Origin of the sequence: Culturomica sp. (genome assembly GCF_003524185.1) — a bacterium.
Classification (GTDB): Bacteria; Bacteroidota; Bacteroidia; order Bacteroidales; family Marinifilaceae; genus Culturomica; species Culturomica massiliensis.
In genome coordinates, this window is the sequence record NZ_DOED01000033.1 from 41393 (window position 1) to 55449 (window position 14057).

Annotated in this window: 14 protein-coding genes; 7 read left to right on the forward strand and 7 right to left on the reverse strand. The window is 43.7% G+C overall.

The window, feature by feature from the left end; all coding sequences use genetic code 11:
* Positions 1 to 99: 99 nt before the first annotated feature.
* From cydB to DD657_RS11385, 3 genes are read right to left on the reverse strand one after another with little or no spacing between them, the layout of a single operon-like run.
* Positions 100 to 1218 carry a cytochrome d ubiquinol oxidase subunit II gene (gene cydB, locus DD657_RS11375; protein WP_118773329.1) on the reverse strand — a complete coding sequence of 373 codons (1119 nt, stop codon included), beginning with the start codon at positions 1216 to 1218 and terminating at the stop codon, positions 100 to 102.
* A 36-nt stretch (positions 1219 to 1254) separates the two neighbouring features.
* Complete coding sequence (locus DD657_RS11380; RefSeq protein ID WP_273133655.1) at positions 1255 to 2808, reverse strand: cytochrome ubiquinol oxidase subunit I; 1554 nt, start codon at positions 2806 to 2808, stop codon at positions 1255 to 1257.
* Positions 2809 to 2812: 4 nt separating this feature from the next.
* A complete protein-coding gene (locus DD657_RS11385; protein ID WP_021989096.1) occupies positions 2813 to 3022 on the reverse strand; it encodes a DUF4492 domain-containing protein in 210 nt (69 codons plus the stop codon).
* Between the two features lie 138 nt (positions 3023 to 3160).
* Here DD657_RS11385 and DD657_RS11390 point away from each other — a divergent pair, with 138 nt between their 5' ends.
* Both DD657_RS11390 and DD657_RS11395 read left to right on the forward strand, forming a co-directional pair.
* Complete coding sequence (locus DD657_RS11390) at positions 3161 to 4267, forward strand: AI-2E family transporter (RefSeq protein ID WP_021989095.1); 1107 nt, start codon at positions 3161 to 3163, stop codon at positions 4265 to 4267.
* Positions 4260 to 4844, forward strand: a complete 585-nt coding sequence (locus DD657_RS11395; protein ID WP_118773330.1) for an outer membrane beta-barrel protein — start codon at positions 4260 to 4262, stop codon at positions 4842 to 4844. Before DD657_RS11390 ends, DD657_RS11395 begins: the two co-directional genes overlap by 8 nt.
* Positions 4845 to 4961: 117 nt before the next feature.
* Here the strand turns inward: DD657_RS11395 and lon are convergent, their stop codons facing one another.
* Entirely contained in the window at positions 4962 to 7376 is a 2415-nt protein-coding gene (gene lon, locus DD657_RS11400; protein ID WP_068691719.1) for an endopeptidase La, read from the reverse strand.
* A gap of 204 nt (positions 7377 to 7580) precedes the next feature.
* Positions 7581 to 7844: a type B 50S ribosomal protein L31 gene (locus tag DD657_RS11405; protein ID WP_021989092.1), complete on the reverse strand. Its 264-nt coding sequence runs from the start codon at positions 7842 to 7844 to the stop codon at positions 7581 to 7583.
* Positions 7845 to 8025: 181 nt separating this feature from the next.
* Here DD657_RS11405 and DD657_RS11410 point away from each other — a divergent pair, with 181 nt between their 5' ends.
* The 5 genes from DD657_RS11410 (at position 8026) to DD657_RS11430 (ending at position 12116) form a co-directional block, all read left to right on the forward strand.
* Positions 8026 to 9456 (forward strand): RapZ C-terminal domain-containing protein, encoded by a 1431-nt coding sequence (locus tag DD657_RS11410; protein WP_273133658.1) that lies wholly within the window; start codon positions 8026 to 8028, stop codon positions 9454 to 9456.
* Positions 9453 to 10202 (forward strand): nucleotidyltransferase family protein, encoded by a 750-nt coding sequence (locus DD657_RS11415; protein WP_021989090.1) that lies wholly within the window; start codon positions 9453 to 9455, stop codon positions 10200 to 10202. The genes DD657_RS11410 and DD657_RS11415 overlap by 4 nt, the downstream gene beginning before the upstream one ends.
* Positions 10186 to 10974: a peptidoglycan editing factor PgeF gene (pgeF, locus tag DD657_RS11420; protein ID WP_287049939.1), complete on the forward strand. Its 789-nt coding sequence runs from the start codon at positions 10186 to 10188 to the stop codon at positions 10972 to 10974. Before DD657_RS11415 ends, pgeF begins: the two co-directional genes overlap by 17 nt.
* Positions 10975 to 11077: 103 nt before the next feature.
* Positions 11078 to 11419: a CidA/LrgA family protein gene (locus tag DD657_RS11425; RefSeq protein ID WP_021989088.1), complete on the forward strand. Its 342-nt coding sequence runs from the start codon at positions 11078 to 11080 to the stop codon at positions 11417 to 11419.
* A 7-nt stretch (positions 11420 to 11426) separates the two neighbouring features.
* A complete protein-coding gene (locus tag DD657_RS11430; protein WP_021989087.1) occupies positions 11427 to 12116 on the forward strand; it encodes an LrgB family protein in 690 nt (229 codons plus the stop codon).
* A 94-nt stretch (positions 12117 to 12210) separates the two neighbouring features.
* On the opposite strand, the gene DD657_RS11435 is transcribed toward DD657_RS11430, so the two are convergent.
* Positions 12211 to 13026 carry a purine-nucleoside phosphorylase gene (locus tag DD657_RS11435; RefSeq protein WP_021989086.1) on the reverse strand — a complete coding sequence of 272 codons (816 nt, stop codon included), beginning with the start codon at positions 13024 to 13026 and terminating at the stop codon, positions 12211 to 12213.
* Positions 13004 to 14056: a tetraacyldisaccharide 4'-kinase gene (gene lpxK / locus DD657_RS11440; RefSeq protein WP_021989085.1), complete on the reverse strand. Its 1053-nt coding sequence runs from the start codon at positions 14054 to 14056 to the stop codon at positions 13004 to 13006. Before lpxK ends, DD657_RS11435 begins: the two co-directional genes overlap by 23 nt.
* Position 14057 lies beyond the last annotated feature (1 nt).

Consider the following 14057-nt stretch of genomic DNA (forward strand, 5'->3'; position numbering starts at 1 on the left):
ATATCCGGAATCTTGAACATTTTACGGGAGTGTTCCGGTTGCTTCCCGGACAGAATAAAAAACGACACAGAAGTTTTTGCTTCTGTGTCGTTTCTGAGTTTAATATTTATTGTCTGATTCTTCCAGGTCTTTTATATTCATCGCTTTGCGTGTCATGGAACGCCATGCATACCAGATGTAAGCAATAACAATGGGAACGATCAGCGATACCCATGACATGGCTTTCAGGGTGTAAAGTGAAGACGACGAATTATAGATTGTCAGTGAGGAATCCGGATCGACGGATGAAGGATAGAAAGCCGTGTTGTTGAATCCGGCAATGATGAACAGTCCGACGACAGTCAATACGGTGCCGGCTCCGGCAAACCAGATGCCTTTATTCCACTGTGGAACCAGAATAGCCCGGATAATACCGAATAAAACCCCGATTACTCCGATAAGAAGAATGACTGTGTTTAACGGCATTTCCAGCAGGTTCTGAAAATATTTGTATTCTACGGGTGCTATTGTTCCGTCCGGAGTAATGGCATATCCTTTGCCTATGAGGATGGAGCCTAAAAACAACAGGAAGAAAAGGACAAACGGAAGCGAGTTGTAAAGTACTTGTTTATGGCTTCTGGTCCGGATGTCTTTGTTGTCGACGGTGAGGATAAAGTAAAGGGCTGCCAGTGTCCGGGCCAGGAAAAATACAGCCAAAGCCAGGAAATAGTTGGTGATGACGAATAAAGCGTCCAATCCCCGCCAGGGAGTGGTCCATTCTACATCGTGCATCATACCCAGACGAAACGGAGAACCGGTAAAAAATGTCGCTACTGCAGCTCCCAGTAGAAGTGGGGCCGCAAAACCATTGACCATTAAGAAAACTTCATAGGTACGGGTGCCTAAGAAATTTCTCGGTTTGTTACGGTATTCAAACGATACGGCCTGGAGTACGAAGCAAAAAAGGATCAGCATCCATACACCGTATGCGCCGCCGAAGCTTGTTGAGTAAAACAGAGGGAAACTGGCGAAAAAGGCTCCCCCGAATACGACAAGGGTTGTGAACGTAAGTTCCCATTTGTGACCGAGACTGTTGACGATCAGATCCCGTTCTTCTTTGTTTTTACCCAAGGTATATAGTAAGCTTTGTCCGCCTTGTACAAATAGCAGGAATACCAGTACCCCCCCTAAAATGGAGATTAATATCCACCAATAGTGTTGTAAGAAATATAATGACATAATCGGAATGTTTTAGTTCGTAAATCGATTTATAAATTATAATGTCTCTTTCGGGCCTTTCTTGATTTGAGAGAACATAATACCGATCTCTGCGATCAACAGAAGGGTGAAGAGTATGGCAAACATCCAGAATGTGGTTACGACCCAACCGGAGGCAATGCGTGTGATGGCGACATTGACGGGCATCAAATCCTGTATGATCCAGGGTTGGCGACCGACTTCCGCAACGATCCAACCGCATTGGGAAGCAATATAAGCCAGCGGAACACAAATTATGGCGAGGTACGGAATGAATTTAAATTTGTCGAATTTTCGTTTTTTGGCATACCACCAGGACAGGATGAATAAAGCGACAAAGAGCATTCCCAGACCGACCATGATACGGAAGCTGTAAAATACCAGCGGAACCGGAGGAATTGCATCGTAGGGTGATTCCAGATAGCCGTATCCGAAATCGGAATAATTTTCTTTCAAGACACGAAGTGTACTGTCTGCTACCTGTTGGTTGTCGTCCTGTACGGCTTTTTTATAGCTTTTTAAAGCCTCTATCGCTTTCCGGCCGTTGGCCATTCGTTGTTCAACAGAGGGATACGTAATACCTTCATAGGAAGTATAGCCGTCCAAAATATTCCGGATACCGGGCACAAAGGCTTCCGTATCTCTGTAACTCATCAGGGAGAGAAGTTTGGGGAGCGTAAATCCGTACTCGACGGTTTTCATTCTCGGACTGGGCAATGAAGGATCTGCCGAGAGAATGCCGACTACGGTGAGACCGACACCTTTACCGCCTTCGTTAAGACCTTCCATGGCTGCCAGTTTCATCGGCTGTGTACGGGTAACGTCTTGTGCCGTCGTATCGCCGGTGAAGATGGTGACCAGGATACTGAATATACCGAATACCGAGCCGAGTAGAATGCTTTTCCGGGCAAACTCCAGATTCCTTTTTTTCAGGATAAACCAGGCGCTTACGCCGACAACAAAGCAAGCCGAAAGGGTGTAGGCTGATGTGACCGTATGGAAAAATTTGTTCATGGCTGTCGGCGAGAACAGTACGGCCCAGAAATCAGCCATTTCATTGCGGGCGCTTAAAGGATTAAATTCAGTGCCTACCGGATTTTGCATCCAGGCATTGGCTACCAATATCCATAAGGCGGAAATATTGGAACCGAGAAATACCATCCAGGTCGATACCAGATGGAATTTTTTACTGACTTTATTCCAGCCGAAGAACATGACGGCAAAGAAGGTTGCTTCCAGAAAAAAGGCAAATAATCCTTCTATAGCCAGCGGAGCGCCGAAAATATCTCCGACAAACCAGGAATAGTTCGACCAGTTGGAGCCGAATTGAAATTCCAGTATCAAACCCGTGGCGATTCCGATGGCAAAGTTGATGGCAAATAGCTTCATCCAGAATTTTGTTGCATTTAACCACTCTTCTTTACCGGTACGTACCCACATGGTTTCCATGACGGCGAGTAAAAACGATAATCCGAGGGTGAGAGGTACAAACATGTAATGGTAAATGGCTGTCATGGCAAATTGCCAACGAGACCATTCCAATAAAGAATCCGATGAGATTTCGTATAGCATAATTTTAGGGTTTTGTTGTTAGTTCCTTAAAAACATGATTACTTTTTTCCTGATCCGTAGTATAATGTGTATTCAAATAGTTCGGCATAAGGCTAAATTTGAATACAATAAACATGATCAGTAGCTTGGCTATGACGATTACACATACAATTCTTGCCCAGCGCGGCAAATGACGGAATCCATCATAATATAAGTTCCAGATGCGTTTTAACATGGTAATAGCCTAAAGTGTTAAAAACGAAATAAAGATATGAATGTTTTTCAATATTCCCATTTTTTTTAATTTGAAATAAATAAATTTTTTATATGTCAATATTTCTTTATTTTTGACTGTTCTACAAATATTATAAGTATGAATAATTTCGGCAAATATTTTTTAGGATTTATCGGGTTGATATGTGTCGGTTTATTTTGCTGGTATTTTTCGACGATTATCGCTTATGTATTGGTTGCGGCAGTGATTTCGTTTTTGGGTAAACCGATTGTAAACCTATTGGGTAAGGTTCGGATTCGCGGGCATGAATTGCATGACGGAATAAAAGCCGGTTTGACATTACTTGCTTTATGGACGGTTTTTGTCTTGTTTATCATAACGGTAATACCTGTTGTCACGCATGAATTTGAGAATTTGGGAACGATCAGTGTCGAGGGGGTGATGAGTAAGTTGTCGGGGCCGGTGAATGATTTCGGCAATGTATTGCGGGAGTACGGAATTATCGAGCGGGACAGGGATGTGGGCGAGTACATTTCGGAAGGATTGAGTTCATTGGTCAGTGTCACGAAAATCCGTTCTATTTTCGATTCCTTGGCAGGCACTATCAGCGGTATTTGTGTGGCTCTTTTTTCCATTACGTTTATTTCTTTTTTCTTTTTAAAGGACAGCCGGCTTTTTAGCGGGATGGTTTTGGCTGTATTGCCTTCTAGGTTTGAAGAAGGAGGGCGGAATGCTTTAGACTCGATACAGAATTTATTGATCCGCTATTTTGTAGGTATTATTGTTGAAGTGATCGGGGTGATGACGATAAATACGCTGGGCTTGTTGCTTATCGGATTCAGTTTCCCCAATGCCATTTTGATCGGTTTGATTTCCGGGATATTGAATGTTGTCCCTTATATCGGGCCGTTGATCGGAATTATCTTCGGGGTATCGGTTGGTATTGTTTTGAATATCGATATGCCTTTTTATACGGATTTATTGCCTTTGTTGATATACATGATCATTGTAATGCTTTTCACCCAATTGATAGACAATGTCGTTTTCCAGCCTTTTATCTATGGAAATAGTGTGCATGCTCATCCGTTGGAGATATTTCTGGTGATCTTGATGGCTGGGAATATCGCGGGAGTACCCGGAATGATTTTGGCAATTCCTGCTTATACCGTATTGAGGGTTATTTTGCGGGAGTTTTTTAATAAATATAAGTTAGTCAAAAAAATAACACGAAGCCTCGATGAATAGATGGACTTTTTTTATTTTACTGTTACTTGCGGGGACGGCGGTTAAAGCCCAATACAGTCAGGAATGGGTGATTGGAGGACGAATTAATTATATGAATGGGGGACGGGTGTTGATGCCGGACGGGGAACGGAAAAAGGCCGGGTACACAATAAAAGTTGCCCCCTCTTTGGCTTATTTTATCCGGAATGGCCTGGCTGTCGGTGTCGGAGTCGGGTATGAATATACGAAAGATTTGCGGGGACGCCAGCATACGGGAGAGATTGTACCTTTTATCCGTTATGATTTCGGAGGAGGACAGGTACGTCCTTTTTTACGCGCAGAAACCGGTTGGGGCTGGGGACGCAGTTATATGAAAGAAGGAAGTGACGGAAAACATTTTCTGTGGACATCGACATTGAAGCCGGGTGTCTGGATCCGGATTACGGATCGTTGGGCTGCCGAAGCTACTTTCAGCAGTTTGCAATACAAGCGTGTGAAAGCGACAGACCTGGAGACCGACGAAACGATTACCCGGGACAAATGGAAATTCCGTTGGTTGGATATCAGTTTCGGGTTTGCCTGTATTTTCAGATGGTGATCTTTCGGTGGCTTGGGGAAACGGGGAAATGAATTTCGGAAAGTTATTGGCTAAACCATGATTTCCGGTAAAAAATAACGTGGCAAAAGCTAAGCTTTTGCCACGTTTCTTTTGTTATTACAATAATGCATATTTCAGCACTTCTTCTATGGTATCTACGTAGTGGAATTTCAGACCTTTCAGATATTCTTTCTTGATGTCTTCGATGTCTTTCCGGTTCTCACTGCACAGGATGATTTCCTTGATACCGGCACGTTTGGCTGCCAGTATTTTCTCACGGATACCGCCTACCGGTAGCACCTTGCCTCTCAATGTTATTTCACCCGTCATGGCCAGGGCTTTTTTTACTTTTCGTCCTGTCAGAGAAGATACGAGGGAGGTGACCATGGTGACTCCGGCGGAAGGACCGTCTTTGGGGACAGCTCCGGCAGGAACGTGGATGTGGATATCCCGGTCGTCGAATAGGTTTGTATCCAGTCCGATTTCGGCTGCATGTGATTTGATGTATTCGAGCGCCAGCGTGGCTGATTCCTTCATTACATCTCCCAGATTTCCCGTTAGGCTCAGGTGTCCTTTCCCTTTGCTGTAGCTTGATTCGATGAACAGGATATCACCGCCTACGGCTGTCCATGCCAAACCTGTGACAACTCCCGGAAGGTCGTTGCCCTGGTATTCTTCTCTGGAAAAAATCGGAGAACCGAGGTATTCTTTTAGCTTATCGGCGTCCAGAACGATGTGGAACTTTTTGTTCATCGCTACCTTGCGGGCAATCTGCCGCATGATCTTGGCGATGATTTTATCCAGACTTCGTACTCCGGATTCCCGGGTGTATTTGTCGATGATCATATCGATTATATCATCCGGGATCTCTATATTTTTTTCACTTATCCCATGATTTTCCATTTGCTTGGGTATCAAATGGCGTTTGGCAATTTCTCTTTTCTCTTCGATCAGATAACCGCTGACTTCTATAATTTCCATACGGTCGCGTAAAGGCGGAGCGATTGTCGAAAGATCATTCGCTGTTGCAATAAACATAACCTTCGACAAGTCATAATCAACGTCCAGAAAATTATCATGGAAATTGGTGTTTTGCTCCGGATCGAGCACTTCCAGTAAGGCCGATTGCGGGTCTCCCCGGAAATCATTACCGACTTTGTCGATTTCATCCAGAATGAATACGGGATTGGATGTGCCGGCTTTTTTTATGCTTTGGATAATACGGCCGGGCATAGCACCGATGTACGTTTTCCGGTGTCCCCGGATTTCAGATTCGTCATGCAAACCACCCAATGACATGCGTACAAATTCTCTGCCGATGGCTTTGGCAACGGATTTTCCCAATGAGGTTTTGCCGACCCCCGGAGGACCGTAAAGGCACAATATCGGCGATTTCATATCGGCTTTCAGTTTTAATACAGCCAGGTATTCCAGTATCCGGTCTTTTACTTTTTCCAGTCCGTAATGGTCCCCGTCCAATATTTTCTTTGCATGATTGAGATCGAGATTGTCTTTGGAACAATGGTTCCACGGAAGGTCGATCAGTTCCCGCAGATAGTTGGATTGTACCGAATAGTCGGGGGCAGCCGGATTTAATCTTTTGAGTTTACTCAGTTCTTTGTCAAAAACAGCCCTGACCGAATCACTCCATTCCTTCTGGGAAGCTTTTTCTTCGAGCTCTTTGATTTCTTCATCGGCCGGATTACCTCCTAATTCATCCTGAATGGTTTTCATCTGCTGATGAAGGAAATATTCCCGTTGTTGCTTGTCGATATCGCTTTTAACCTTTTTCTGGATATCATTTTTCAATTCAAGTAAGCTCACTTGCTTACTTAATATCTCCAGTAATTTGATGGCCCGTTGTTTAAGGCTGTCAATTTCCAGTAATTCTTGTTTGCTTCTGTATTCCACATCCGTATTGGAAGATATGAAATTGATCAGAAACAACATACTTTCGATGTTTTTCAAAGCAAAACCGGCTTCGCTCGGGATGTGGCTGGAATATTTCACGATCTTAGAGGCCATGTCTTTTAAAGATTCGGCAATGGCATTGTATTCCGGATCGTTTTCCGGCATCCGTTCTTCTTGTTTTAATATGATTTTTCCGACGTGGTACGGATCATCGTATAAGATATCTTCCAACAGAAAGCGCCTTTTCCCCTGAACGATAGCTGTCGTTGTGCCGTCCGGCATTTCCAGAATTTTCAGGATAGAGGCTACGGTTCCGATTTTAAACAGATCGTCGAACTCCGGATTTTCTGTGTTTGTATCCTTTTGTGCGATAACACCGATTAAGGCGTTTTCTTTGTAAGCATATTTAATTAGCTTTAACGATTTATCTCTGCCGATATTTACGGGAATAATTACGCCCGGAAATAGAACGGTATTCCGAAGCGGTAATATTGGCAGTGTGTCAGGTATGTTGATATCGTTGTTCAACAGCTCTTTTTCATCACCAATGATCGGTAAAAAATCCGAAGATTCCTCTGTAATCTCATCCAGCAGCATTTTTCTGAAATCTATTTTATCCATTTACTTCTCCTTCTCAATTTTAGTTATTACAGAATTTATAGATGATCTAACTGACATTTTGTCAATATAGTGCAAATATAATGTTTATCTCCCTATAGGGCAATTCTCATGCCAAAGGTGTAAAAGGTATACGAGCCTCCGAAAAATATGACCAATAAAAAAGGCCGCTTTTTAAGGCGGCCTCATTTATTTTTCATGCAGAAATTATTTTTTTCTGTTTTCCATATGTGTTTTGTAACGGTTCATGAACTTATCAACACGTCCTGCCGTATCGACCAATTTCACTTTACCGGTATAAAACGGATGTGAAGAATTGGAAATTTCCAATTTCACCAACGGATATTCAACACCATCAATTTCAATCGTTTCTTTTGTTGCAGCGGTTGATTTGGTAAGAGTAGTCGTTCCATTAGACATATCTTTAAACGCTACCAGTCTGTAATTTTCAGGATGTATGCCTTTTTTCATCTCGTATCTATTTATTTATAATTTTCTTCATTAACGGCTTGCAAAGATATGTCATTCATTATAAATTACAAAGAAATTTGAGAATAATTTGAAACCGGTTTTTTAAAAGTCCGATTTCCCGGCCTGTAAATTCTGAAAATTTCGTTTTTAAATTGTATTTTCGGGGGCTAATTGAGCATTTATGGATACATCAGGATTGACCGAATTGTTTTTATCGGATACGGGCGAGCGTCCCGGCGAGATCGTTGCATTGTCGGCTGCCGGTTCGAACCGGCAATATTTCCGCATGAAAAGTATGCACTACATACGGATCGGGGTAAATGGGACTTCGGCTGAAGAAAACCGGGCTTTTGTTTATATGTCGGAATATTTTATCCGGCAAGGGTTGCCCGTACCCCGGGTATATGCATTGAGTGATGACGGGATGTGTTATTTGCAGGAGGATTTGGGGGATTGCCTGCTGTTCGATGGGTTGGCGGCGGCACGCCGGAGCGGCTGTTTCGGAGCGGCTGAATACAGCTTGTTGCACAAGACGATAACTCTTTTGCCGGATATACAGTTTAAAGGGGTGAAAGAGCTGGATTTTAACCGCTGTTATCCTTTGCCGGAATTTAACCGTCGCTCGGTGTTTTGGGATTTGAATTATTTCAAGTATTGTTTTCTGAAACCAACGGGGATTGATTTTCAGGAAGATGATCTGGAGAATGATTTCAATCTGCTGGCAGATGTTGTGCTGGCAGAGATTCCGGAAGCTTTTATGTACCGGGATTTTCAGTCACGGAATGTCATGATACGTGACGGTAATCCTTATTTTATCGATTTTCAGGGAGGACGGAAAGGTCCTTTTTATTATGATGTGGCTTCTTTTTTGTGGCAGGCCAAAGCGATGTATCCACAGGAATTGAGGCGTAAGCTGGCAGAGGAATATCGGTTGGCACTTCAGAAATACGTCGTAGTCGGTGAGCAGGAGTTTTATGCCCGTTTGAAACACTTTGTATTGTTTCGTATGCTTCAGGTATTGGGTGCTTATGGCTTTCGGGGGTATTTTGAAAAGAAGGCACATTTTATCGAAAGTGTGCCTCCGGCAATTGCGAATTTAAAAGAATTGTTGCGGGAAGGTTTTCCGGAGTATCCTTACCTTTCTGTTTTGTTGTTGAAAATGACAGAATTGGAATGTTTTGCGGAGAGAAAAAAGGAAGATGTTTTGACAGTTCATGTTTATAGCTTTTCTTATAAAAAAGGTATTCCGGAAGACCGTTCCGGAAATGGAGGGGGATTTGTATTCGATTGCCGGGCAATCCACAATCCGGGTAGATACGAGCAATACAGGCAATCGACCGGATTGGATGAATCTGTAATCCGTTTTTTGGAAGAGGATGGGGAGATCTCGGTTTTTCTTAAGCATGTTTATGCTTTGGTGGATACTTCTGTGCAACGTTATCTTGAAAGAGGATTTACGAGTCTGACGGTTTGTTTCGGGTGTACCGGCGGCCGCCATCGTTCTGTATATGCAGCACAGCATCTGGCGGAACATCTGTATAAAACATATGCTGTCCGGGTACATTTGATACACCGGGAACAAAATATTGAAACTTATTGGGGAAATGTATGAAAGCAATGGTATTTGCAGCCGGATTGGGAACCCGTTTACGGCCTTTAACGGATAATTGCCCGAAGGCATTGGTGGCGATTGCCGGGAAACCGATGTTGGAACATGTTATCTTGCGTTTGAAAGCTGCCGGTTTCGATCACATTATAATTAATATTCATCATTTCGGACAACAGATTATCGACTTTCTCCGTTTGCATGAAAATTTCGGTTTGAGAATCGATATCTCGGATGAACGGGAAGAATTACTCGATACGGGAGGAGGAATCCGGAAAGCTGCCTGTTTTCTGGATGATAACGAACCTTTTCTGGTTCATAATGTCGATATTGTTTCCGATTTGGATTTGAGGTTATTTTATGAAGCACATATCCGTTCGGGGGCATTGGCCTCATTATTGGCCGGAGAAAGGAAGACTTCGCGTTACTTGCTGTTTGACGGGACTCAGCGATTGTGTGGTTGGGAAAACAGAAAGACCGGGGAGGTGAAATCTCCTTATCCTGATTTTCAGCCCGGACATTATACGGCTTATGCTTTCGGAGGAATCCATGTGCTTTCGCCCCGGGTATTTCAATGGATGAATAAGTGGGAGGGGAAATTTTCGATTATCGATTTTTATTTGTCAATAGCTGCGCAAACAGAAATCCGGGCCTATTGTCCGTCCCGCTTGCAATGGATGGATGTCGGAAAACCCGAAACATTAGCTGCTGCAGAGAAATTAATGGATAGCAGGTATGCAAAAAATAGATAACGGACTGTTCCCTTTTTACCGTTTTGAAAATCTGTCCGTTTTCGGAGAGATCGTACATTTTGTTGCTTCGGGAGAAAAGAATATCGGTTTTACCGAAGGCACTGATTATGAAATGATCCGGGACAATCGAATGGATTTGGGAAAGGCTGTCGGTTTTGAAGTAAGCCGGATGGTATGTGCTCATCAGATACATTCTGACCACATTACTGTTGTGAAAGCTGAAGACAGGGGGAAGGGAGCTTTGGATAAAGAAAGCCGTTTGCCGGATACGGACGGGATGATTACGGATGTCCCCGGAGTTTGCCTGCTCGTCTTGTCTGCCGATTGTGTACCGGTGTTGTTGTACGATCCGGTAAAGCGGGTTATCGGAGCCATACATGCCGGTTGGCGTGGCACCGTTGCCGGTATTGCGGGTAAAGCTGTGGCCGGGATGCGGGAAAATTACGGTTGCTGTCCTGCAGATATTATTGCCGGTATCGGGCCTTCTATCGGGAGATGTTGCTTTGAAGTGGGGCCTGAGGTGGCGGATGTTTTCCGGAAAAAGTTCGGAAATATGCCGGAGTTGGTTACAGCTTCGGAAGTTCCGGATAAATTTTTTGTCGATTTGTGGATGGCTAATTTTCATGTATTGACACATGCCGGTGTGTCTGCCCGCCATATTGAAATTTCCGGGTTATGTACCCGGTGCCGGCCGGATGAGTTTTTTTCCTATCGGTATGCAGGAAAACAGGCCGGACGTTTTGGTGCCGGTATTGTGTTGTGTGAAAAATGAAGACGTTTCCGTGATTTATTGATTGAAAAAGGATGACTGTGAAAATATTCCCCGGGTAAAAGTTCTACCTTTGTGTCCTGAACTGTATTTATAGGCATTTTTTATGGCCGGCATTTTTATTGTATTGTTGTTTTATGTATTGGGCGAGTTGGTCGGTTGGCTGATCAACGGATTTATTCCCGGTAGCGTAATCGGGATGATATTGCTTTTCGCGGCATTGTGTCTGAAACTGGTAAAACCCGGACATATCAAGCCTGTGGCTAAATTTCTATGTGATAATATGGCGTTGTTTTTTGTTCCGGCAGGTGTGGGGATTATCAATGCGTTGGATATTTTATCGGCCTATTGGCAGGCTGTGCTGGTAGCTTGTGCCGTGAGTACGGTGGTTGTGATTATAGTGGTCGCTTTTACCCAGCAATGGTTTGAAAAAAGAAAACAACAGTGATTTTGTTATGAAACAGCTTTTAAGTTCTGAAATATTTATACTGACACTGGTGATCGGGGTCTATTTAGCAACGCTTGCGTTGTACCGGAAGACGAAATTGCCATTGCTGCATCCATTGCTGGTTTCCATACCGGTACTTGCCTTGCTGATACATTTTTTAGGTATTTCTTATCCTGATTTTGAGCGGGGGAGCCGTATGATTAATTTTATGTTAGGACCTACGGTGGTTGTGTTGGGGTATTTGTTGTATGAACAAGTTGCGGCTCTGAGAGCGAATGCTGTATCTATTGTAACTTCTGTATTTGTCGGATGTGTGACCGGCATTGTCAGCGTGATATTCATTGCCCGCTATTTTGGTGCGGACCAGGCGTTGATTGCTTCGTTGGAGCCGAAGTCTGTGACGACTCCGATTGCGATGAGTATTGCGGAAAGATCGGGAGGAATCCCTTCCATTGCAGCGGTTGTCGTTATTGTCGTCGGTATTTTTGGCGGAATTGTCGGTCCTTTTATTTTGGAAAAATTAGGAATACAAAGCCGTATTGCTAAAGGTTTGGCTTTGGGAGCGGCAGCGCATGGCCTGGGGACGGCCCGGGCTATGGAAATCGGAACGATAGAGGGAGCAATCAGCGGTTTGGCAATCGGAGTTATGGGAATTATGACGGCTGTTTTGGTGCCTGTTATCGAATGGATACTGTAGCATTTACGATTTTTGATTTCTGTGTTTTCCGGTAAAATAAAAACAGGGGCTTTCAATTTTATTGAAAGCCCCTGGCGTCTTTTATAGATGTGATTCAGAGTTTTTCGATGATTCCCCGGAATAATGCGGTCATTTTAGGTTGGGCTGTGTTGCCGATGTCCTGGACCTCTGTATGATTGGTTTTGATTAATTCCGGAGAAGCGGTACTGTTGGTAATGACAGACATACCGAAACATTCCATACCCATGTGACGGGCTACAATGATTTCCGGAACGGTAGACATGCCGACGGCATCTCCTCCGATTACCCGAATCCAATGGTATTCTGCGGGCGTTTCGAAAGAAGGGCCTTGCAAGCCGGCATACACTCCCCTGCGCAATTCCAGGCCTAATTCCTGGGCCGTCTGTTCTGCCAGGGCTATGAGGCGGGGACTATAAGCTTCTGTCATTCCCGGGAAACGCGGTCCTAATTCATCTATATTTTTGCCTCTTAAAGGGTGTTCCGGGAATAAGTTTATATGATCGGTGATGACCATTAAATCTCCCACCAGGAAATTTGTATTGACACCTCCGGCTGCATTTGAAACAAATAGCCGGTTGACGCCGAGCTGATGTAAAACTCTTACGGGGAACGTAACCTCCTGCATCGGATAACCTTCATAAAAATGAAAACGTCCCTGCATGGCAATAACGTTTTTATTGCCGAAGCGCCCGATCAAGAGATTTCCTTTGTGTCCTTGTACTGTAGATACCGGGAAATTCGGAATTGCTGCATACGGAATCGTGTGTTTGATTTCGATGGCTTTGCCGAGTTCTCCAAGCCCGGTTCCCAATATGATCCCAATAGAATATTCCTCTCTGTCTAAAAAGCGGGAAATGTAAGCTGCGCTATCTTTTATTTTTTGCAACATAGGTCTTTAATTCGTTGATTAATATATCTTTTTTATTAAAAAATATAGGTTCTACCGGTATGTAATATATTCTTTCCAGGATATCTTCCGGGATATTACAATCTTTTAAACGCATGGCGTCCTTTTCTGTCGTAAAAATATATTTGTTCATATTCCGGATGCTTCGGAATACTTTTTCAATCTCGGCGATGTCTTTCGGCTTGAAGTTGTGGTGATCGGGATAGCGTATTACTGTGATATCGCTGGAAAATTGTTTCAGGTATTCGATGTAAGGTTCCGGTTGAGCGATTCCCGTAATGCAAAGAACCGATGCTTTTTTTTCCGGTTGTGCTATCGTTTTTCCGGAGCATAAGCTTGTGATTGAGCCATAACCTTGCCGTGTAAAAAAAAGCTGTTGATAAGGTTTGATTTTCAGGTGCTTAAAAACCAGCCGTTTTTCGATGGGCGTAAGTTCCGGCGGGCATTTGCTGGTTATGATATAATCGGCCCGCCGCAAAGCGTAAGGAGTCTCCCGCAAGCGTCCTGCCGGTAAAAGGTAGTCTTTGTATACCGGCCGGTTATAATCCATCATTATGATATTTTTGCCGGCTTTGACATATCGGTGTTGGAATGCATCGTCCAACACGATGACCTGCGGAGGGGCCGGTAATGCCAGTAGTTTTTCAATACCTCGGCATCGTTTTTCGTCTACCGCGACAATAATATCGGGGAATTTTTTTTTGATTTGCAACGGCTCATCCCCGATATCATTGGCTGTCGATTGAGCATCGGCAAGCCGGAATCCTGTGGTTTTCCTTTTGTAGCCCCGGCTAAGACAGGCCACCTGAAAATCTTTCTGCAATTCCGCCAGGATAAGTTCCGTATGAGGTGTCTTGCCGGTTCCGCCGACCGTAATATTACCTACGCATATAATGGGAACATTGAATTCCTTGGATTTCAGTATTCCCATATTGAAGAATGAATTCCGTATACCGACAATCAGTCCGTATACGAAACTCAATGGTAATAATACGATTCTTGCAAGAAACATT